Below are 21050 nucleotides of genomic sequence, written 5' to 3'. Positions count from 1 at the left end.
ACGCGTTTTTAAGATTAAGCGGTCACTTCAGCGAACGCTTCGCTGAGCAATTCATAGGAACGCACGCGTTTATCGAACGGCGCGATATTCGTCGTGATGATGAATTCATCCACGCCTGTTGCTTCCTGCAGTTCAAGCAGCTTGCCGCGCACGGTAGCTTTCGACCCGACCGTGATCAGCGGCTCTTTCTCTTCAATCGTGTACGCTTCGCCGGATTGGCGGCCGTACTCTTCCGCTTGTTCGATATTCCCGAGCGTCACTTTCCGTCCGCTCGCCAGGTGAACTTTCACCAGCTTCTGCGGCGGCACGAGGCTGCGCGCTTCTTCATCGGTATCGGCCACGATCGCGGACAGCGCCAGAATCGCTTGCGGCTGCGTGCCCTTCTCCGCGTTGAATGAATCGCGATACTTACGGATCGCGGCGATCGCGGCTTCTTCGTCGCCTCCGATGAATAGGGAGAAGACGTAAGGCAAGCCTAGGCTGGCTGCGAGTTCGGCGCTGTCGTTCGATGCGCCGAGCACGTGAAGCTCGGGTGCGATCGTCGGGATCGGCGATGCTTTCAGCCCTTCGAGCGGGTCGCCTTCCGGCAGGCCGCCTTCGATATGATGGCGAAGCTCGACGATCTTCTCGGTCAGCGACTGCGGATTCACGATGCCCCGCTGCAGCGCTTGCGTGCTGCGCGGCAGCCCGCCCGGCGCCCGGCCGACGCCAAGGTCGACGCGTCCCGGCGCGAGCGAAGCCAGCACGTGGAAATTCTCGGCGACCTTATAGGGGCTGTAGTGCTGCAGCATGATGCCGCCGGAGCCGACCCGAATCCGCTCCGTCTTGGCGAGCAGGTAAGAGATCAGCACCTCGGGCGAAGAACCCGCCACATGCTCGGAATCGTGATGCTCGGATACCCAGAACCGATGGAAACCGAGCTCCTCGGACTTCTTGGCTAATGCAAGCGTGTTAGCGAACGTGCCGGTCGTTGTCTCGCCCGGATAGACCGGGCTCTGATCCAATATGCTCAAGATAACGGACATGGTTATTCCCCCTAGATGGTGTAGATTAATTCCGGCGTGATCCGCTTCAAGAATTGCTTGGTCCGCTCTTCCTTCGGATTGCCGAACAGCTCCGAAGGCGTTCCTTCCTCGACGATGACGCCGCCGTCCATGAACACGACATGGTTAGCCACATCGGATGCGAATCCCATCTCATGGGTCACGATAATCATCGTGATGCCTTCCTTCGCGATCTTCCGAATGACCGACAGCACTTCGCCGACCAGTTCCGGGTCCAGGGCTGACGTTGGCTCGTCGAACAAGATGACGTCCGGCTCCAGCGCAAGCGCTCTGGCGATGCCGACCCGCTGCTGCTGGCCGCCGGACAATTGGCTCGGGTAAGCATCCAGCTTGGCGCCGAGACCGACCTTCTCGAGCAGCTCTACGCCGCGTTTGCGCGCTTCGTCCTTATTCATCTTCTTGACGACGATCAATCCCTCGATTACGTTCTCGAGCGCCGTCTTATGGGCGAACAGATTGTATTGTTGGAATACCATCGCCGAGTGCTGCCGAAGGGCATGGATATCCTTCTTGCCTGCCCGTTTATAATCGAGCGAGAAGCCGCCGATCCGAATCGATCCTTCGCCCGGCTTCTCGAGGTAATTGATGCAGCGGAGCAGCGTCGTTTTGCCGGAACCCGATGGTCCCAGAATCGCCACGACTTCGCCCTTCTTGACCGTCAGATCGATGCCCCTCAGCACTTCGTTCTTGCCGAAGGATTTGCGAATGCCTTTTAATTCGATCATGCCACTCCTCCTCTTCTGAACAGGTTGATTCTCCGCTCGATGGCGCCCGTGATCCGTTCGATCAGGACCGTCAATCCCCAGAAGATCAAGGCGACCGCAAGATACGCTTCGAAGAACTTCCAGTTCGTCGAGGCGACGATCTGCGCCTTGGCATTCAGATCGACCACCGATACGGTGAACGCGAGCGTGGAACCGTGGAGCATGCCGATCAGCGAATTGGACAGATTCGGCAAGCTGGCTGCCAGCGCTTGCGGGAACACGATGCGCCGGAGCGCTTGCGGCGTCGTCATCCCGACCGCCCATGCCGCTTCGATCTGGCCGCGGTCGACGGCGAGCAATCCGGAACGCACGACCTCGGACATATAGGCGCCGGCCGTGATGGAGAAGGAGATGAACGCAAAGGCGATCATCGGGATTTTGGCCGAATTCCACCCAAGCCCCAGCTGCGCCGACAGGCCGTCGACGAGCATCGGAAGGCCGAAATAGATGAGCAGCAGATGCGTAAGCATAGGCGTGCCGCGGATGAACGTCACATAACCGGTCGAGATCTGGGACAGCACGGGGATGCGATACAGGCGGGACAGCGCCGTAATCGTACCGATGATGAAGCCGCAGAATACGGAGACGACCGTGATGGCCAATGTCGTCGGAATGGCGGAGAGCAGTTGAACGAAAGCCGTCCATATAAAGACCGGATCAAGCTTCATATCGCGGCACCTCCTTTTTGTCCAAGTTCAATTCGCGGGTCAGTTGATTCAGCGAAGCGCGCTTGCGGTTCTTGAACCAGCTTCTGGTTTCCTGATCGCGGTTATTGTGGCGGTTAAGCCTGCGCTCCGCAATCAGCAATACGCGCTCGAGCGTAACGCAGATGATGAGGTAAATGATGGCCAGCGCCACGAACGTCTCCATGTAGCGCTGCGTCAGCGATCCGAGCGTCTGCGCTTTGCCGGTCATCTCCATGACGCCCAGCGTGAATGCGAGCGACGTATCTTTGACCATCGCAAGCACGAGATTCGAGAAGACCGGAACCGCGATCGCCAGCGCCTGCGGCAGCACGATCCGAGTGAACGCTTGATAACCGGTCATCCCGACGGCATAAGCCGCTTCCACTTGTCCGCGATTGACCGCCAGCACCGCCGCGCGGATGTTCTCCGACACATAGGCGCCGGTATGAAGACCGAACGTCAAGATGACGAACAGGAGCACGGGCGCTTTCGACAGATCGATCGCCACGAGCTTCAGAATCTCCGGCAGACCGTAGTAGAACAGGAAGAGCTGAATGAGGATCGGCGTGCCGCGGAAGAACGAGACGTAGATCTTCGAGATATTCTGCAGCACGGGGATATGATAAAGGCGGGGCAGTGCCACCAGGAAACCGACGAACAGTCCCAATGCGATGGCGCCTGCCACGATAAACAGCGTAATATTCAACGTGTCCAGCAGTTTGGGGATAAACTCGAACACATAGGTGATGTCGAAACCATATTCCATCGATCGCTCTCACCTTTCTTAAAGGAGTTGCCCAAGCCTTGCTATTTGGCTGCGTCCGCCGTAAAGTCTCCGCCGAGCCACTCGGTGCTCAGCTTGCCGAGCGTGCCGTCGGCTTTGATTTCTTTGAGCGCAACGTCGATTGCGTCAGACAGCTTCTGCGAGTCCGCATCGTCTTTGCGGAAGACGAACAGAATGTCGGCCGCGGACAGGTCATCGCCCGTCGTCTTCAGCTTCGCCTGCGGATCGATCAAGGAAAGCGTGAAGTCGGCTGCGATCGTAGCGTCTACGCGTCCCGAAGTGATCTGGCTGACCGTATCGTTCGCCGCGCCGCTTTGGTAGACGATATTGATATCTTTGTCATGCTCTTTGTTGTAGTTCTCGAGGATTTGAGCCGCCGCGCTGGTCGCGCCGGTCAGTACTTTCTTGCCGGCCAGATCGTCGAGCGTCTGAATCGAATCGTTCTCTTTGGCTACGACGATCTTGTTGCGCCAGTAAGCGTAAGGCTCTTTGTTGAAGAGATACTTCTCGACGCGTTCCGGATTCTGCTCCATCTCGTGGGCGACGAAATCGATCTTCTTCGTCTCCAGGCTGAGCAGCAAGTTGGCGAATTCCATCGTCTGGAACTCGAATTCGTACTCGGGCAGCCGTTCATCGATCTCGCGCACCAGCTCGACGTCGAAGCCGGTCAGCTTGCCGTTCTCGTCGATGAAGCACACTTGCGGGAAGCCCGTTCCCGTGCCGACGACGATCTTCGTTACTTTCTCGGCCGAACCGCCGCTGTTAGCCGCATTAGCCGAAGCAGGCTCGGCGTTCTCTGCGCCGCCGTTATTGTTCGAACCATTCGAGCCGCAACCCGCCGTCACCAATGTAAGCGCAAGTCCGAGCGTGAATAGGGATGTTTTTTTCATGAATAAGACCCTCCATTTGTTTATAATTGGGATTATACGTTCGTTACGCTCGCATTCATTATCGAGAATTGAGCGGGATTCACGACCTTGCGGAGCAAATGCATGACGCCGTCTCCGTTGCCGGGATCAAACGCGTGAATGCTCTCGTAGCCTCGGCGCTCATACATCGGCAGCAGCCATGGGTGCTTCTGGGCCGTACCCAGCGTTACGGCGGGCGCTCCCACCTTGTCGCGGATGATCGCATCCTCCACCCAGGTCAGCAGCTTGTTGCCGTAACCTTTGCCCTGCTCGCCTGGATCGACGGCAAACCATTTGATGAACGGCAAGTCCGTGATCGCCTTCACTTCATCGCCCTTTGACAACGTGATCGTCGCCACGATCTTCCCTTCGACCTCGAGCACGTAGCACTCGTTCTGGGTCACATTGTCTTGGATCTGCGCCAAGTCCGCGTTCGCGGCCGGCCAGTGGAGCTCTAGCTCCCGAATCAGCGCATATGCCTCATAAGTGATGACCTGCAGCCGCTCCGCGTCCTCAAGACCGGCTAATCGATAGACCTCGCTCATGACTTACACCCCTCATGTTTCTAAATATTATAATTCCTATAAACTTAGTATGAATTAACTTGCTACTAATGTAACACCTGATGCAATATCGGCGCTAATAGACTTTCTCTATCGTTCGATTGAAGTTCTTATAAGCCCTAACGAGGGGCGGCTATTAAATGTTATACATGCTTTCCTTCGCGATGATCGCTTCGATAAACTCCGCATTCTCTCCCGTGAGCGTGATCAAGTTCGTCTGCAGCGATATGCCGTTCGTCTCCTCGATCTCGATCGGAATCAGCTTCCCTTGGGCCACCTCTTCCTTCACGCTCAGGCCGGGCAGGAAGCAAATGCCGACCTTCCGCAAGACCAGCTTCTTGGCCGTCTCGTGATTATCGGCATGAAAGACGATGTGAGGCGGATGCTCAAGATATTCGAACACCCGGTGCAGGCGAAGCCAGTCGAGCGAGCCGCACTCGAAGAATACGAGCGTCTGGTGGCGAATCTCATGCAGCGAGACCCGTCCGGCGGCGGCAAAAGGATGACCCTCATAGACGTAGAGCTTGATCGGGTCTTCATAGAAGGGAAAGGATTGGACCGATGGATGAACCAGCTTGCGGACAAAGGCAATATCGATCTCGCGGTCCATCAGTTTAGCGACAAGATCGTCCGTAGACGCCGTCGTCATCTTGAACGTCATCTCGGGAAAGAGGCTTCTCAGTTTGGGGAGAATGTCGGGCAGCACGTAGTTGGAGACCGAGACGGTACTGCCGATCCGCAGCTCTTGCGGCCTTGCTCCGCGTTCCTGCAGATGGAGCCTGCCTTTTTGGAGTGTCTGAATAATCTGCTGCGCATAAGGGAGGAACTGCTTGCCTTTCTCCGTCAGCAGGATCTGTTTGCCTTGGCGGTCGAACAGTTTGCAATCGAGCTCCCGCTCCAGCGTCTGAATGCGCGCGGTGACCGAAGGCTGGGAGAGGAAGAGCACCTCGGCCGCTTTATTGAAGCTGCCATAATGATTCACGTAGACGAATGCTTCCATATTCTCGATATTCATGCAGGAAACCCTCCAATTATAAAGTTCATTATTCTTACCGTTATACACGGAATTGAAAGTGCGCAAAATCTGCCGACCCTGCAACGCATGAGCACCGGCGTGCGGCCAGCGCCGCGCGCTGTTAGCTGCGATCGTCTGACAAGGCAAGTCATCAGAGCAGGCAATAGATCCTGCCATCCATCAGGAATGTCAATGATGTTAGCTATACGCGAATAGCCGTCTTCGATAGAACTTTTCTATTCGGAAATTGAATTTAACTTTATCTTATAGGAATTGTTGGATTAATGGAATAAGCTTAAAGAAATTGATGCCAGGAACAGGAGTGAGCCTCATGCCGGAAGCCACGATCATCATCCGGGACGTAATCGCAGAAGATCAAGATGCATTCCTTCGCGTCCTTGTCGACGCCTATGCCCAGTACGCGGAAGTCCTTCCTCCCCCGCGGTGGGAGCAATACAAGCAATCGCTCGAAGCTTCCTTCCATGAAGGAGCTCCGGTCGCGCGAATCGCCGCATTCGCGGACGGCGAGCTGGTCGGCAGCTTGCAGCTGTTCGCTTCCTCCATCGAAGCTTACGGCAATCCGGAGCTTGATATCCGCAATCCGATCATTCGTTACCTGGCCGTATCCCCGAAGACGAGAGGCCTCGGCATCGCGACCCTGCTGATACGCGAGGCCATTCGGCGCTCGCAGTCGCTTGGCGCAGACCGAATCAATCTGCATACGTCCGACATGATGGCTTCCGCCGTTAGGCTGTATGAGCGCCTCGGGTTCGAGCGCGCCTACGAAACGGACGTCTACAATGGCGAGACGCTGGTCAAAGGATTCCGTCTGACGCTGAACGAAACGGCGCTCGCGGCGATCAACAGCGCAAGATAAAACGAAAAGCCGGAGATCGCATGTTACAGCTTGCGGATCTCCGGCTTTCGCTTATTTAAGAAGTATGATTTGCACCCTTACATCGTCTTGCCCGTCCCCTCTTGGCCGATCCCTCCGGAAGCGTCCGGGCGTATGCTTCCTTCTCTTCCCTTGACCATTCTGCGAAAGAACCTATAGCCGATAATCGCGATCACGACCAGGACGACAGCCGCTACCCAAGCGATATTGGCATACGATTCCGGCATGCCGATGATGCTCTCCCACGAAGTGCCGACCGTCGCGCCTATGATGACGAGAACGGTGTTCCAGATCAGGGAGCCGAGTACGGTAACCAGCAGAAAAGGCACCAGCTTCAGCGAAGCGCTGCCCGCCGGAATCGAGACGAGGCTGCGAAACAACGGAATCAAGCGGCCTAGCAGCACCGCCCATAGCCCATATTTCTCGAACCAGGCGAACGCTTTGCGCAGATGCTCCGGTTTGAGATGAATGATTTTGTGATAGCGTGTTAGGAAGGAGTCCAGACGTTCCATCGGCAGCAGACGCCCAAGGCCGTATTGGCCGATCGCGCCGACAAGCGAACCCGCAGTCGCCCACAGCACAACCTCTGCGATCGTCATGTCTGTCGATTCCGTCATAAACCCGCCAAAGGTGAGAACGAATACGGACGGAATCAGGAGAACGAAATTCTCGAGGACGATTAATAGGAAAATGCCGAAATAGCCGTAGGTGCTCATCATTTCCGTGACCCATTGCTCCATTGCGTGTTAAACCTTCTTTCTTACCGAGGACTCTTACTCATTATATGACAAAAGGGCGCTTCGTTTATGTTTATATCATGAAAATTAATCATCCATTACTTGGTGTCACGCTATTGCCGCTTCTATACAAATCAAAAAACGCACCCTTCTAACGAAAGGTACGTTCCTCATCGATTATAGTTCCACCCCGAAAGTATTACTTTATTGCTAAAGATCGAAGCTTAAGCTCGCTGCTTAACCTCATGCGTGCCCGGCGCCCCGTTGAACGAGGAGCCGATCGCTAACCTTAAGATTGAAGGCGGTAGTGGAAGCTGTACGTCCCGCTTCCGGCTTGAACCGCGACGCCTTCGCCGGCCTGTTCGGCGCTAAGATAGGCGGCGTCCGCCAGCGGCGCGCCGGATTCGCTGACCTCATGCATGATAGCGCCCGGGAGATGAATCTGCGCGGTCGTGTTGGCAGGAACCGTGACGCTCAGCGTGAACAGTTCCCCTTCCCGCTGCCATTGCGACCGGATCGTGCCGTAGACGGATTCATGGACGGCTTCCGCTTGCGTAAGTCCGCAATCCGGATGCGGATGAATGCGGAATTGTTTGTAGCCTGGTTGTAGCGACTCGATACCCGCAATGTGGGTATACAGCCAGCTGCCGACGCAGCCGAAAGCATAATGGTTCTGCGATACCGGAAGCACTCTGCCGCTTGGCAGAATCGTATTCCACGCCTCCCAGATCGTCGTCGCGCCTTGCTCGATCTCGTACAGCCACGACGGACAATTCGTCTGGTAGAGCAGCTTGTAGGCCACATCCGCGCGGCCGTTCTCGCTGAGCACATCCATCAGGAACGGAATCGACATGAAGCCCGTATCGAGGCGGTAGCCGTTCGCTTCAATCAAGTCGACGAGATGGCCCAGCGTCTGTGCTCTCCGCTCATCCGGGATCATCCGATGCTGCAGCGCCAGCACGTAGATGCCTTGAAGATGCGCCTTCAGCCGGCCATCCTCCCGCAGGTATTCGGCCGCGAACGCTTCGCGGACCTTCTCGCTGAGCGCCTTGTAACGCTCGGCATCCGCATCATGTCCGAGCAGCTCAGCGGCTGCCGCGAGCAGCTCCGTCGAGTGGGCATAGAAGCAGGTCGACACGAGCTCGCTCGTCTGGAAGGCGCTCTTCATCATGTCGACGCGTTCGCCGTCCAAGCTCATGCTCAAGCTCGGCGTGAGCCAATCTCCGAAGTGGAAGCCGGTGTTCCACAAATATTGCTGCCGCTCCAGCCGCTCCGCATCTTCGCAGTTTTTCAGCTCATCGGGAATGTGGCTCGCCGCCGTGCGAATGACGTACTCGACCCATCCCGTCATGGACGCATAACTGTCTTCGAGAATCCGTTTGTCCCCGTAAGCCTGGTACATCGTCCACGGCACGATTACCGCCGCATCGCCCCAGCCTGCGGACGAGACATTCAAGCTCTCGTCATGCTCGCGCTCGCTCCGGTTCCACGGCACCGTATTCGGAACTTGGCCGTCCTCCCGCTGTTCGAGTCGCAGATTCGTCAGCCAGCGCGAGATAAAAGCATTCATGCCCATATTGAGCGAAGCGGTCTTCGCGAAGACTTGAAAATCCCCCGTATAGCCGAGTCTCTCCCGCTGCGGGCAATCCGTCGGGATGGACAGCATATTCCCGCGTTGGCTCCAGACGATATTGGCCTGCAGCCGATTGATCCGCTCATCCGAGCAGGAGAAATCGCCGTTTTGCTCCAGATCCGAGGACAGGACGACCGCATGGAAATTATCGGCCTTCACATCGCCTGGGTAACCTGTCACTTTCACATACCGGAAGCCATGGAACGTGAACTTCGGCTCGAACACTTCCCTCTCGCCGCCGCGCAGGACGTAAATATCCTTCTGGTGCTTGTGCCTGCCGTTGATATTGAATAGATAATTGCCTTCCGAGTCGAGTGTCTCGCTATGCTCCAGCGTCACTTCCGTTCCTGCAACTCCGGTGACCTGCATCCGGACGCGCCCCGCGATTACCTGTCCGAAATCGATAAGCGTCTCTCCCTTCGGCGTCACGACCACGGACTGCGCCGGAAGTTCCTTCACGGCGCGGACAGGTTCGCCGTATTCCGCAACCAGATTGCTTAAGCTATGGTTCGCTTCATGAACCGGCAGCCAGGCCGAATCATCGAAGCCGGCGGTACTGAACCCTTGCTGCTCCAGACGCGCATCATATTTCTCCCCGATGAAAATATCCGAGTACACCCAAGGCCCGGTGCTCGATCGGAACGTGCCGTCGGAACCGATGATGTTCCTCGTCCCATCCTCGTATTCAAGCTCTAGCTGCATGAGCAGTCCCAGTCGGTCGCCGTATTGGCAGCTGCTCCCGGTCAGGCTGATCCGTCCCGCATACCAGCCGTCTGCGAGAACGGCACCCAGCGCATTCTCCCCCGTCTGGACAAGCGCGGTCACGTCATACGTCTGCACCATCAAATATTGATTGTAGTTCGTATATTCCGGGGCGAATTCCCGGTCCCCGACCCGCTGACCGTTCAGCTCCAGCTGATAGACGCCATGTGCGGTCGCATAGATTCTCGCTCGCGCAACAGGTGCGCTCGCCTGGAACGATGTACGCACCAGCTGGCAAGGATGAAGGCGGTCGGTAACTTCCGGATCGTTATTATATTTGCCGCTGAACATAACGAACAGATTAATCGTTTCTTCCGGCGTCACCGGCGTCTGTTCCGGTTCGATCCACTTGGCCCTCCAGTCGCCCTCGCTCAGCAAGCCCATCTCCCAACTCGCGGCTTCGCTCCATGCCGATGGCTGCTCTTGTTGATCCCACATCATCACTTTCCACACGTACCGGCCGCGGGATACGCACGCCGGACCTTCATATTTCACGTGAACGGATCGGTCCGACACGACTTTGCCGCTGTCCCAGATCAAATTCGTGCCCAGTGCCAAATCGCCATCATTCGAAGCCACGACAATACGGTATGCAGTCTGCATTACGCCTCTTGCCTCGGTCGACAGCTTCCAGCTAAGCTGAGGCTGCGCGATCCCGATTCCTAGCGGATTGACTAGCGATTCTACGGTTAATTGCACAGGTATGATTTCTTCTCTTTGTCTCATATAAGTCTCTCACTCCATTTTCTTTAAGAATAAAGGAAAGGGCTTACATAAGAAGGAGTGCATGCTCCTTCCTGCAAGGCCCTTGCGGTGCGAAGTTAATGTTCCGCCCGAGGCGACATCTCCGGGATCGGCGCAACGGCGACCGCGCTTAGCAAACCAGCCACGGCAAGCAATCCGAAGAATAACGGGAATCCGCCAAGCGCGACCAATGTGCTCGAGAATGTAGGCACGATCGAAGACGGCAGGTTGCCGGCGATGTTCATGATGCCGAAATCTTTGGCCGCATCTTCTTGGTTCGGCAAGATCCGCGTAATAAGCGCGATATCCACCGCAATGTAAGCACCGTAGCCGAGTCCGAGCAACGCCATGCCGACGAATACGAACGTTAACGAAGGCGCGAAGGCCAGCACGAAGATCGCAATGGCGACAACGATGGCCGACCCCGCGACGAAAGGCTTTTGCTTGCGGAATTTGTCCGACAACATGCCGCCTATTACGCCCGAGAGCGCAAGGAATACGGTCTGAATTAACGTAACGAGCGATACGATTCCCGTGACCTCGTCTTGGGGAACGTTGAACTTATCCATGACATAGATCGCCGTGAACGTCTGGGACGAATACGCCATGCCGATCAGGAACCGCGTCACGAATCCCCATGTGAAGGACGGGTATTGCTTCGGATTCGGGAACAGCGCGGTCTTCCGCTTACTTTGGTTGCCTGCTGCCGCATGATGCTTGGACTCTTGGATCAAGAAGCAGGCCACGATCGCAGTCACGACGGAGATGCCCCCGAGCACATTGAATTTCATCGCCAGCGGCAAACTGTTCAGCGCCGTCATCAGCGCCATGCCGACCATAATCGCGACCGGGGTGAAAATACCGAGGATTCCCGATGCCGTGCCTCGCTTCGTCTCCTCCACCTGATCGGGCACGAGCGCGCCGACTGCCGCGATGCCGAAATAATAGAACGTGAGCGCCAAGCTCCAGAAGAGACAGACCGACCACACGGCCGTGGCCATGCCGATTCCGACCATGCATAGCGCGCCGGCGATATTGCCGATCAGAATCCAGGAGCGTCTGCGGCCGAACGACCATGTCGTCCGATCGCTGATGTAGCCGCCGACATAGTTGGCCACGATGCTGACGAACGCCCCGATTCCTGCGCAGAGGCTGAAGTTAGCGGTTACATTTTGAGGCGTAAGCTCGATGAACTTGAAGGTCAGCAGGATCAAAGTAGGCACGATCGTCGCCATGTAGACGCCGAAGTTGCCGAGTACGAGTCCCGTGATCAATCTGGCGAAAGGTGTTGCTTCATTGCGCTTCGTCGTTGCGCCCGTCACCGGAGCTGAAGTATGCATGCCGTTGCCTCCTTATGAGATCCATGAATGATTTACCATTTTCAATCCGTTCCTGTAAGCGCTGTATGTAAGCGCTTATGAAGCAATATTAACTTATTCCCCGGCGTAGATATATAACGGAAGCATTCAAGTTTTTATATCATTTTCAAACCTCGAAATTGTTGGCATACTGGTCTATAATGGCTGCATGAGCACATGTGCGGAAAGGAGCATTCGGATGGATGATGAGGCTTTGAAGGCGTATTTGTTCGACTTGAACGCGATTGAACGCGAGGCGTTGGTGGATCCCCGCGTCCCCCGCCTGTTCGCCAACGAAGATACCATCGTGTTATCGATGCTGGAGGAGGACATCTTCAAGCCGGATCAGAAGATCGCCTTCATGAAGCATCCGCGCTATATGATCACGACGGCGCATAAGCATGATTTTCTCGAGATGAACTATGTATTCGCCGGACGCTGCGTGCAGACGATTAACGGCAAGCAGGTGATCTTAAACGAAGGCGAATTTTGCCTGCTGGATACCTATGTGACGCATACGATCGAGCCTGCCGGCGAGAACGATATTATTATGAACTGCCTGATGCGCAAAAATTACTTTGATGCCGATCTGCTGAAACGATTATCGGGGAACGACCTGATCTCTGAATTCATTACCGATGCGGTGTACAAGAACAAAGCGAGCAATCAATACATCGTCTTCCCGTCCGGTGGAAATCCTAAGATTCAGCGCCTGATGCAGGAAGTGCTCATCGAATATTTTGCCCCCGGGCTCTGCTCGGAAGAAATCATCAACAGCTACATGATCATTCTCTTCTCCGAGCTGCTGCGCATCTTCAAGCAATCGGCCGAGACGGATCGCGCCTCCGGCCTTCAGAAGGTGCTCATTACCGATGTGCTGCTCTACATCGAACAGAACTATGCGGAGGTGACGCTGACTTCCGCAGCCAAACATTTCGGCTTTCATCCGAATTATCTAAGCCGTATGATCAAGAATCATCTCGGGGCCTCCTTCATCAAGATCGTACAGGACGTCAAGCTGAGCCGGGCGTGTTCGATTCTGGAGAATACCGGCTTATCCGTCGTGAAGGTGGCGCAAGAAGTCGGCTTCTCCAACATGAACGTTTTCTATGAGCTGTTCCAGCAGCGCTTCGGCATGACGCCGAAAGCCTATCGTTCGGGCAAAAGGCGTGACGAAGGAGGCTCGGGAAGCTGAATTTCCCGGGTTGCTCCGGCACAGCACGACAAGTATTCGACGGCGAAGAGTCCGCGGCAGCCGCAGACGGCGGCGCTACATGCGGTCGATTAAACAATAATGCCGCTTGACGATGCTGTTCGATCGTGCGATACTGACTACACCCGACCGAACGGTCGGTCGGGCCACTGAATAACCTTACCAATCCCTTATTCACATACCAATTCTAAGGTAAAGGAGAACACGATCATGAACATTCTGGACGATTTGGCCTTCCGTGGATTGATTCACCAAACGACGGATCGAGATGGACTGCAAACAAAACTATCTTCGGAGGCGGTCAAGCTCTATGCAGGCTTCGACCCGACGGCGGACAGCCTGCATATCGGGCATCTGCTGCCGATCCTTACGCTGCGGCGCTTCCAGCAAGCCGGCCATATTCCGTTCGCGCTTGTCGGCGGAGCAACCGGCCTGATCGGCGACCCAACCGGCAGAAGCGAAGAGCGCCCTTATAACACGGGCGACACGGTCGATCAATGGACGCGGTCCATAAAGTCGCAGCTGTCCCGCTTCCTCGACTTCGACCATCCGGAGCGCCCGGCGCGCGTCTTCAACAACTACGACTGGTTCAGCTCCATCAACGTCATTGATTTCCTGCGCGATACCGGCGTGCGGTTCACGGTCAATTACATGCTGGCCAAGGAGACCGTCCAGACCCGCCTGCCGCTCGGCATCTCCTTTACGGAAATGAGCTACATGCTGCTTCAGGCGCATGACTTCCGCTTCCTCCACCAACAGTACGATTGCGCGCTGCAGATCGGCGGCAGCGACCAGTGGGGCAATATTACGGCAGGCCTCGAGCTCATCTCCCGGACTGGCGGAGGCGATGCGTTCGGCCTGACGATGCCGCTGATCATGAAATCCGACGGCACGAAGTTCGGCAAGACGGCCGGCGGCGCGGTCTGGCTCGACCCTGCCAAGACATCGCCTTACCAGTTCTACCAGTTCTGGCTGCAGACCGACGATGCCGATGTCACCCGGTTCCTGAAGTACTTCACTTTCCTCTCGCATGAGGAGATTATACGGCTGGAGGCGTCCGTCCAGACGGCTCCGGAGAAACGCGAAGCTCAAGGCGTACTGGCAAGCGAAGTGACACGGCTCGTCCATGGCGAGGAAGCGCTCGTGGGCGCGGTTCGGGTAAGCGAAGCGCTGTTCCGCGGAACCGTCGATACGCTCAGCGCAACCGATCTGGCCGATGTGGCGCACAGTATTCCCACCGTATCGCTAGAGGAGAGCAGTATGAACGTAATTGATCTCCTAGTGACTGCCGGCGCGGCTTCTTCCAAAAGGCAGGCGCGCGAAGATGTTCAGAACGGAGCCGTTACGATCAACGGCGTGAAGGTGCTCGACGCCACGCAGCTCGTGAACGCCGACAATGCCCTGCACCGCCAATATGCGCTCATCAAGGTCGGCAAGAAAAAATACGTGATGGCTGTATTCGGCTAGCGGGAGGCATTAACGATGATCGCCCAACAAATCAAACAAAAGGCGCTAAGCCTGTTCGCCGCCAAAGGTTACGATGCTACTTCGCTCGATTTGATCGCCGCTGAAGTCGGGCGGAAGAAACCAACGCTCTATTCCCACTTCTCGGGCAAAGAGCAGCTGTTCCTTGCCGTATTCAACGAAGCGATCCAGGGCGAAATCCAGTACCTGGACGACTTCTACGCCCGGCATCGGCAGCTGCCCTTCGATGAAGTGCTCTTCTCTCTCATCGCGTCCTACAAGGAACGGTATACGAGCGACGACAACTTGAAGCTCATTCTGTATCACGGCTTCATTATTCCTCAGGTGCATGAGGATACGATCAAAAATGCCCTGAACACGTATTTCGAACACAAGGAACAGCTGGCCAGAGGACGGTTCGCGGAAGCGGCGTCACAGCTGGCCGTTGACATCGACTCGGCCGTGCTCGCCTACTCCAATCTGCTCGAGGGGATGCTGGTGGAGCTAATCTACGCAGGGCCGGACCGGTTCGACCGGCGCCTCGCCAGCTCTTGGCAGATTTTCATGAGAGGGATCTTGCAAGCATGCAAAGATAAGGCATAGATGAAATATAAAAAGGACATCCATCGTACTGTCGTACGCGGATGTCCTTCTCACTTCCAGGGATGAATATGGCCACGTGCCGCTTCAACGCTGCGCCAAGCTAATTCGACGCCGTCAGCGCAACCTCCTTCACATGCAACTGAGCCGCGCCTCCATCATTCGCGATCTCTTCGATCTTGAAGCCGATCGCCTTGATGTCTCTCAAGTCCACGCCGCTCACTTTGGCCGCATCCGCGAGCACGATGGACAGCGTCGTGTATCCGCTGGCGTCAACTTTCGCCGGGGTGCCGCTATCCACCCATGTCCATCCGGTTCCGCTCTTCAGGTACAGGCGGGCTTTGGCCGAACCCTCGCTCAACTTCACGCGCGCCGTTACGCTGCCGAGCCCCATCAGATTGAGCCCCGTTGGGTTCGTCGTTAACTCGAACTCCTCATTCCAAGCTTGCGTTGCCGGATTCTGGCCAGTATTCACGAGCGGGAAGCCGACCGACAGCGACTGCTCCCCTTCGTCATAGGCGATATGGCTCGCTTGCGCCGTATTCCCCTCGAGCTGCCAGCCGGTGATGTCCGCTGCCGACTTGAATTGATACAGCACACCTGCCGGCGTGCTCGGCGACTCGCTTCCCGGACCGTCAAGATCGGGCGTGTTCGGGTCATATAGCGCGCGAATGTCATCGAAGTATAAGACGCCGGCATGACTGCCGTTATCCATTGCGTTGATATAGAGGTTCACGTTCGTAACCTTCTTCAGCCCTTCCTTCGTGATCGGCCCGCCCGAGCTCCATGGCGCAACGACGAAATCCGCGAACGGGATCGTCAACTGGTACGACTTCGAAGCTTCCAGCGTCGGATAAGCCTCATAGGCGGTGCCGTTGATCATCGCCTGGATGACCAGCTTCAGCGGCTGGCCTTCCTTCGCATAGGCGCTGCCCGCATCCGTTCTGACCCATAGTTGCAGGGCGTTGCTGTCTGACCAGTTCGCGGTGCCCATGCTTTTGCCGACGCCGGTGTAACCCGCGGTCCCGATGCTGTACTGCAGCTTCATGCCGTATTCGCCGGAAGCCTGCTGCTCCGCGCTAAGCGATACGCTCACGTCATCGCCGCCGGCCTTCGGATATTTGGCGGCGAGCGCATCGTCCGATCCGCCATAGGATTCGAAATCATCCACCAAGCCCGTGTCGAGTATCGGGGTGTTGTAGGTATTATAGAGACCCAGATCGTCGATGAGAATGGAGATCGGACCCGAGGCGGCAAGTCCGCTGCCGACGAGCGAGACCGCAAGGCCGGCAGCGCGCGATGCGGCCGCTGCGTCGCTTAGCTCAATGACGGCATCATATCGATAGTAAGCCGTACCTTCTACAATCACCTGCGGCAAATCCGCGAGCGTCTTCCTCGTCGTATCCTGGCCGTATTTGACGCTCCAATCTTCCGGATACATGGCGACCGCTTGGATGGAGGCAGCGGCGCCTACGGATACCGGTATAAGCGCGGTGAACTTGGCCCGTTTAATGTCGGCTAGATCGACGCCGGATAAACCGTTGTCCGTCAGCTGCAGCTTGAGCTCCTGCCACGTGTCGGCCTCAGTCAGCCCGCTCGCCAATCGAAGCTCGAGCTTGCCGTTGCCTTCTGCGTCGGCATGCGCAAGCGCCATTTGAATAGAGTCCGGGTACGTGCCGTTGTTCTGGATCGCTGGCAGACTGTCCGCCGTATCGAATGTCAGCTGCTTCACCGCGATCTCGCGCACTTTGACAAAAGCCTGGACCGTCTGCTCCAGCACGCTGCCGTCTGTCTCATAAGCGCGGACCGTAATCGTCGCCGACTTCCCGTTCAAGGCCGCCGAAGGCGTCCAAGGCGCGGCATAGTAACCATCGGCATCCAGTGTCATCGCAACTTCCGCTCCGTTCTGCCCGATGCTGTACGTGACTTGGTTTGGATGCACGCCCAGCACCTTCGCGCGGATCATAGAAGGCGCTTCGCTGACCGTTCCGATGTTGGTCGGCGTGACAATATGCAGGAACGGTTCCTCGGAGACTGTCTTGACCTTCCTGCCGTACACGTTGCCACCCTTCAATTCCTTCGCGAATGACGTATACGGATCGTCGTAATAGTCGATGAAATCCGGCAACAGCTCATGACTCCCCTTGCCGGCCACATCCTTGTACGGCACATAGAGATTGTTCCCTTCGCCGAAGTTGGCCCAGGTCAGCATATAAGCGATGCGGCGGGCATCGGGATCCTGCTGTATGGCGTCCGCGATAGCGGTAAACCATTGCGTGTCGTTATTCCCGGTCGTCTTCATCCCTGACGGGCTATACCCGTATTCCGACAGCGTAGCGACCTTGCCTTTACGGTCGGCAGCCAAGGCAATCATCTTCAGATCCTTCACCAGACCGCCGAGGAATGCCTCGCTGCCGGCATTGTCCTTGTTGTCATACTGGTCCATGCCGAGTACATCCACATATTCGTCGCCTGGATAGGTGGTGAAATATTCACTCTCGTTACCATTGAACGGGCCGTTCGGCGAGAATACGTACAGGAAGTTGCGGACATTCTTCACATCGCGCAAATACTCGACCGTGTAGCGGTAGAGTTCCACATATTCGCTCTTCGTCGTCGTGGATGCCCCCCACCAGAACCAGCCGCCGTTCTGCTCGTGGAATGGACGGAACAAGACAGGAATGAGCTTGCCCTGGTCGTCTTTCAGCTGGTTCGCCAAATTCGCGATCCGGTCCAGATAAGCCCGGAACGCTTCGTTCTTGTCGCCGCCCGGCAAAATACGCGTCACGACCGATTGCGTCGCTCCCGAAGTGTTGCTCGTATCGTTGAAGCTACCGCCGGTTACGAAGTTATACGGATGCGTGCTCAGCGTGACGATCCCGCCCATGGCATGGGCTTGCTTCATCGCGTTGGACAGTCCGACCCGGCTCGCTTCATAATCGCCGGCTACCCCGGGCGGGCTCTCGTGCCCATCCAGGCTAAGCGTATCCCAGCCGAACACGGCCGGATAATCGCCAACCGCGTTCCACACATCGGAGACCGTCTTCCCCTCGCTGTCCTTGCCTGCGATCGAGACGGTCGTATCATGCTGATGGCCGAACAGCACCGCTTTGCCGCGCGTTGCTTGCAAGAAATCGAATAGCGACTTCGTCTCGGCGGTCGCTTGCGCGTCCACCAGATCCACCTGTTTGACCGAAGTACCCGGATTGCCGGAGCCCCCGCCGATCACCGCTCCGTTATCAGCGCCGGTGCCTGTTCCTGACTCCGTTTCGCTGTTGTCGATCGTGCCGCGCTGAAGCTTGCCGTCCTTGACATAATAACCGCCAAGCTCAGTAATTGGCTCGCCGTTGATGGTTACGCCTTCGGCTTCCACGGTGATCTTGCCAACCGTGCCTGCAATGGTAAGGCTCGTACCGGCTGCGCCATCCGCCACGATGATTCCGGCTATCGAAGATCCCTTCTCGATCTCGATGTCCGCAGCGGTATTCACTACCAGCTTATCCCCGGCTGTCGTGCCGGAGAGAACAAGACGCACCTTCCCCTCCGCCCGTTTGACTAGGAGATCGCCGAGCCTGGCATTCTGGATATGTATCGAATGCGCTCCTCCACCAGATACGAACGTCGTGCCTTGGACCGATATGCCTTCCAGTTGAATGTCGCCATCCGCAATTCCCGGGGCGAGATAGAGATTGCCGGAGATTGCGGCAGCCTTCAATGCGACATCGCGATGATTCATGAGCACATGGCCTTCAATCGTACCGCCCTGTTCAGCGCCAGGCTCGTAATAAAACTCGGCCACCAGGCGGTCCATCACTTGGACTAGCTCAGCGCGCGTCATATACTGATCCGGACGGAAGGTGCCGTCAGGATAGCCGGATACGATTCCGTTAAGCGCAGCGACCGCTTCGCGGGCATAAGCGCTGATGCTCTCCTCGTCGGTGTAGCCCAGGTTTGTGGTAGCGCTTTCTTTTTGCAGCGAAAACGCCTTCGCTATTAAGGTCAGCGCATCCTGCCGCGTTATCGTCGTCGCGGCTTTGGCAAGATTCCCCGGAAAACCGGTATAATAGCCCGCTTCCCTTGCCTTGCTGAGCTCCTCTTCATACCATGCGCCAGCAGCGACATCCGCGAATGAAAGCTCGGACTTGGCATAGTAGCCGAAGAGACGGTTGATGATCGTGGCGATTTCCGCCCGGGTAATGTTATCGTCCGGATGGAATAACCCGTCTCCGTAACCTTTCACTACGCCATATCCGGTCCATCTGTCGATGCTCGCCTGCGCCCAGTGGCCGCTGCGCTCGGTTCGGATGCCTGCTGAATCTGCCGCTGTTCCGGTTGTGGCTGCTGACGCCGGCGTATACCCCGGCCATGCAAGCGCAGCCGTTAATACGGCTGCCATCAGTGCCTTCGAATGTTTTCTTTTATTACGCAATCTATTCACTCCCCATGAATGATCTCGTTCCTGCACCTTTATATTAGGCTAACATTTTTCTAATTTCAACTAATTATTGACTTTTTGTTTTTATAATTTTATCTTAATAACATACATTTAGGCTAACTTATTAACGAACAGCCTACTTGTACCGGGACTGCCCTACTGTCTTCAGTCATCCTATTCCGGCCAATAATCAAGGGAGGGAGGCTAGTTACTATCCGTCCAAGCATTCATACTTAACCATAACAAGGAGCGTGATGAACGATGAAAAGATCGATTCGAGGAATGTTGTTGTTAGCTCTTATGCTAACGCTTGTTGGCTCAATAGCAGGGAAAGCCCCTGTCGCCCATGCTGCTTCGGGATTTTATGTAAGCGGTACCATGCTATATGATGCCAATGGCAGCCCTTTTGTCATGCGCGGGGTCAACTATGCCCATAGCTGGTACAAGAACGATTTGAATACGGCCATTCCCAAAATCGCGGCTACCGGCGCCAATACGGTACGCATCGTCCTTTCCAATGGATCCACCTATACGAAAGACAGCGCAAGCACGGTAAGCTCGATTATTACCTTGGTGAAGCAGTACAAAATGATCGCCGTACTGGAAGTCCACGACGCTACCGGCAGCGACAACGCGGCCGATCTGGATAAAGCCGTCAACTATTGGATCGAGATTAAAAACGCGCTGATCGGCCAAGAGAAATACGTCATCATCAACGTCGCCAATGAATGGTACGGAACCTGGAACGGCGCGGGATGGGCCAATGGCTACAAATCCGCGATTCCCAAATTGCGAAGCGCCGGGTTGAATCATACGCTGATGGTCGACGCGGCCGGATGGGGACAATATCCCGACTCGATTCGGGATTACGGCCAATCGGTCCTTGGCGCCGATCCGAACAAGAATACGATGTTCTCTATTCACATGTACGAATATGCGGGCGGTGCGGCCACGACCATTAAGACCAATATCGATAACGTCCTGAATAAAGGACTCTGTCTCACCATCGGCGAGTTCGGGCAATACCATACGAACGGCGATGTCGATGAGCCGTATATCTTGAGCTATACGCAACAGAAGAAAGTCGGCTGGACCGCCTGGTCCTGGCACGGCAACGGGGCGGATTACGCTTATCTGAACTTGGCTAACGGCGGGGGAGGAAGCTTAACCGATTGGGGCAATACGGTCGTCTACGGCATCAACAACGCGAACGGAATTAAGCAGACGAGCGTGAAGGCGAGCGTATATTAGAATCAAGCGCATGCCATCATCAGAGCGCAGGTTCTCGGGTAATTTCGCCCGGGAGGCTGCGTTTCTTTTTGCTGCGGACGTTCGTAAAACTAGCGGGCAGGATACTCTGATGCTGTCTCGAATTGATAAAGGATATTGCTTGCAAGGGAAAGCCGGGAAACTCTATGCATACGT

The 21050-nt window shown here is 56.0% G+C and carries 16 protein-coding genes; 5 read left to right on the top strand and 11 right to left on the bottom strand.

What is annotated here, in order from left to right; translation table 11 throughout:
• Window positions 1-14 precede the first annotated feature (14 nt).
• The 7 genes from FHS18_RS22405 to FHS18_RS22375 form a co-directional block, all read right to left on the bottom strand.
• Window positions 15-1025 carry an LLM class flavin-dependent oxidoreductase gene (locus FHS18_RS22405; protein WP_183602600.1) on the bottom strand — a complete coding sequence of 337 codons (1011 nt, stop codon included), beginning with the start codon at window positions 1023-1025 and terminating at the stop codon, window positions 15-17.
• Window positions 1026-1036: 11 nt separating this feature from the next.
• Window positions 1037-1789, bottom strand: a complete 753-nt coding sequence (locus FHS18_RS22400; RefSeq protein WP_183602599.1) for an amino acid ABC transporter ATP-binding protein — start codon at window positions 1787-1789, stop codon at window positions 1037-1039.
• Complete coding sequence (locus tag FHS18_RS22395; protein WP_183602598.1) at window positions 1786-2496, bottom strand: amino acid ABC transporter permease; 711 nt, start codon at window positions 2494-2496, stop codon at window positions 1786-1788. Before FHS18_RS22395 ends, FHS18_RS22400 begins: the two co-directional genes overlap by 4 nt.
• Window positions 2486-3280: an amino acid ABC transporter permease gene (locus tag FHS18_RS22390; RefSeq protein ID WP_183602597.1), complete on the bottom strand. Its 795-nt coding sequence runs from the start codon at window positions 3278-3280 to the stop codon at window positions 2486-2488. The genes FHS18_RS22395 and FHS18_RS22390 overlap by 11 nt, the downstream gene beginning before the upstream one ends.
• A 41-nt stretch (window positions 3281-3321) precedes the next feature.
• Window positions 3322-4188, bottom strand: coding sequence for a transporter substrate-binding domain-containing protein (locus FHS18_RS22385; protein WP_183602596.1), 867 nt, complete (start codon window positions 4186-4188; stop codon window positions 3322-3324).
• Between the two features lie 32 nt (window positions 4189-4220).
• A complete protein-coding gene (locus tag FHS18_RS22380) occupies window positions 4221-4751 on the bottom strand; it encodes a GNAT family N-acetyltransferase (protein WP_183602595.1) in 531 nt (176 codons plus the stop codon).
• 154 nt (window positions 4752-4905) lie between these two features.
• Complete coding sequence (locus FHS18_RS22375) at window positions 4906-5784, bottom strand: LysR family transcriptional regulator (protein ID WP_183602594.1); 879 nt, start codon at window positions 5782-5784, stop codon at window positions 4906-4908.
• Between the two features lie 331 nt (window positions 5785-6115).
• Between FHS18_RS22375 and FHS18_RS22370 the strand changes: the two genes are divergently transcribed.
• On the top strand, window positions 6116-6661 hold the full coding sequence (locus FHS18_RS22370; RefSeq protein WP_183602593.1) for a GNAT family N-acetyltransferase: 546 nt from the start codon (window positions 6116-6118) through the stop codon (window positions 6659-6661).
• A gap of 77 nt (window positions 6662-6738) precedes the next feature.
• Here the strand turns inward: FHS18_RS22370 and FHS18_RS22365 are convergent, their stop codons facing one another.
• The 3 genes from FHS18_RS22365 to FHS18_RS22355 form a co-directional block, all read right to left on the bottom strand.
• On the bottom strand, window positions 6739-7419 hold the full coding sequence (locus tag FHS18_RS22365) for a DedA family protein (RefSeq protein ID WP_183602592.1): 681 nt from the start codon (window positions 7417-7419) through the stop codon (window positions 6739-6741).
• 286 nt (window positions 7420-7705) lie between these two features.
• Window positions 7706-10537, bottom strand: coding sequence for a glycoside hydrolase family 78 protein (locus tag FHS18_RS22360; protein ID WP_183602591.1), 2832 nt, complete (start codon window positions 10535-10537; stop codon window positions 7706-7708).
• 95 nt (window positions 10538-10632) lie between these two features.
• Window positions 10633-11895, bottom strand: a complete 1263-nt coding sequence (locus FHS18_RS22355) for an MFS transporter (RefSeq protein ID WP_183602590.1) — start codon at window positions 11893-11895, stop codon at window positions 10633-10635.
• Between the two features lie 217 nt (window positions 11896-12112).
• On the opposite strand from FHS18_RS22355, the gene FHS18_RS22350 reads away from it, so the two are divergent.
• The 3 genes from FHS18_RS22350 (at window position 12113) to FHS18_RS22340 (ending at window position 15193) form a co-directional block, all read left to right on the top strand.
• The gene (locus FHS18_RS22350) at window positions 12113-13108 is read left to right on the top strand and encodes an AraC family transcriptional regulator (protein ID WP_183602589.1); all 996 of its coding nucleotides are present in this window, start codon (window positions 12113-12115) and stop codon (window positions 13106-13108) included.
• 225 nt (window positions 13109-13333) lie between these two features.
• Window positions 13334-14593: a tyrosine--tRNA ligase gene (gene tyrS, locus FHS18_RS22345; RefSeq protein WP_343060632.1), complete on the top strand. Its 1260-nt coding sequence runs from the start codon at window positions 13334-13336 to the stop codon at window positions 14591-14593.
• A gap of 15 nt (window positions 14594-14608) precedes the next feature.
• A complete protein-coding gene (locus FHS18_RS22340; protein ID WP_183602587.1) occupies window positions 14609-15193 on the top strand; it encodes a TetR/AcrR family transcriptional regulator in 585 nt (194 codons plus the stop codon).
• A 100-nt stretch (window positions 15194-15293) separates the two neighbouring features.
• On the opposite strand, the gene FHS18_RS22335 is transcribed toward FHS18_RS22340, so the two are convergent.
• Window positions 15294-19619 carry a glycosyl hydrolase gene (locus FHS18_RS22335; RefSeq protein ID WP_183602586.1) on the bottom strand — a complete coding sequence of 1442 codons (4326 nt, stop codon included), beginning with the start codon at window positions 19617-19619 and terminating at the stop codon, window positions 15294-15296.
• 267 nt (window positions 19620-19886) lie between these two features.
• On the opposite strand from FHS18_RS22335, the gene FHS18_RS22330 reads away from it, so the two are divergent.
• Entirely contained in the window at window positions 19887-20876 is a 990-nt protein-coding gene (locus FHS18_RS22330; protein ID WP_183602585.1) for a glycoside hydrolase family 5 protein, read from the top strand.
• Window positions 20877-21050 lie beyond the last annotated feature (174 nt).

Source organism: Paenibacillus phyllosphaerae (assembly GCF_014192105.1).
Lineage (GTDB): Bacteria > Bacillota > Bacilli > Paenibacillales > Paenibacillaceae > Paenibacillus_Z > Paenibacillus_Z phyllosphaerae.
Note: the sequence above shows the minus strand (reverse complement) of the source record. Positions and strands in the feature narration are given on the sequence as shown.

Excerpts from the sequence above, each read along its gene's own strand:
- FHS18_RS22365 (WP_183602592.1), bottom strand. The coding sequence starts at position 7,419 with ATGGAGCAATGGGTCACGGAAATGATGAGCACCTACGGCTATTTCGGC.
- FHS18_RS22405 (WP_183602600.1), bottom strand. The coding sequence starts at position 1,025 with ATGTCCGTTATCTTGAGCATATTGGATCAGAGCCCGGTCTATCCGGGC.
- FHS18_RS22360 (WP_183602591.1), bottom strand. The coding sequence starts at position 10,537 with ATGAGACAAAGAGAAGAAATCATACCTGTGCAATTAACCGTAGAATCG.
- FHS18_RS22400 (WP_183602599.1), bottom strand. The coding sequence starts at position 1,789 with ATGATCGAATTAAAAGGCATTCGCAAATCCTTCGGCAAGAACGAAGTG.
- FHS18_RS22380 (WP_183602595.1), bottom strand. The coding sequence starts at position 4,751 with ATGAGCGAGGTCTATCGATTAGCCGGTCTTGAGGACGCGGAGCGGCTG.
- FHS18_RS22370 (WP_183602593.1), top strand. The coding sequence starts at position 6,116 with ATGCCGGAAGCCACGATCATCATCCGGGACGTAATCGCAGAAGATCAA.
- FHS18_RS22350 (WP_183602589.1), top strand. The coding sequence starts at position 12,113 with ATGGATGATGAGGCTTTGAAGGCGTATTTGTTCGACTTGAACGCGATT.
- FHS18_RS22395 (WP_183602598.1), bottom strand. The coding sequence starts at position 2,496 with ATGAAGCTTGATCCGGTCTTTATATGGACGGCTTTCGTTCAACTGCTC.
- FHS18_RS22330 (WP_183602585.1), top strand. The coding sequence starts at position 19,887 with ATGAAAAGATCGATTCGAGGAATGTTGTTGTTAGCTCTTATGCTAACG.
- FHS18_RS22340 (WP_183602587.1), top strand. The coding sequence starts at position 14,609 with ATGATCGCCCAACAAATCAAACAAAAGGCGCTAAGCCTGTTCGCCGCC.
- FHS18_RS22385 (WP_183602596.1), bottom strand. The coding sequence starts at position 4,188 with ATGAAAAAAACATCCCTATTCACGCTCGGACTTGCGCTTACATTGGTG.
- FHS18_RS22355 (WP_183602590.1), bottom strand. The coding sequence starts at position 11,895 with ATGCATACTTCAGCTCCGGTGACGGGCGCAACGACGAAGCGCAATGAA.
- FHS18_RS22375 (WP_183602594.1), bottom strand. The coding sequence starts at position 5,784 with ATGAATATCGAGAATATGGAAGCATTCGTCTACGTGAATCATTATGGC.
- FHS18_RS22390 (WP_183602597.1), bottom strand. The coding sequence starts at position 3,280 with ATGGAATATGGTTTCGACATCACCTATGTGTTCGAGTTTATCCCCAAA.